General features: G+C 68.4%; 1 protein-coding gene. It reads right to left on the bottom strand.

What is annotated here, in order from left to right; all coding sequences use genetic code 11:
- Positions 1 to 247: AMP-binding protein (locus tag KUM44_RS44695; RefSeq protein ID WP_217215648.1), on the bottom strand; the 247-nt coding region annotated here is incomplete at both ends.

The following is a 247-nucleotide window of genomic DNA, read 5'->3' as shown; positions in this document are numbered from 1 at the left end:
TCCCGGTCGACGACGATCAGGCGGCCGCCGACGATGAGGGGGGAGAGCATCTGCCATACGGAGATGTCGAAGGTGACGGGGGCGTTGTGGACCACCACGTCACCGGCGGTCATGTGCAGGTCGTCGACCTTGGCGAGGAGATGGTTCACCATGCCGGCGCGGTGGACCATGGCGCCCTTGGGGCGTCCGGTCGAGCCGGAGGTGAAGATGATGTACGCCAGGTCGTCGGCGCCACCGGCCGGCGGGA

The organism is Streptomyces sp. AC550_RSS872, assembly GCF_019049285.1.
In the GTDB taxonomy this organism is placed as follows: Bacteria; Actinomycetota; Actinomycetes; order Streptomycetales; family Streptomycetaceae; genus Streptomyces.
Note: the sequence above shows the minus strand (reverse complement) of the source record. Positions and strands in the feature narration are given on the sequence as shown.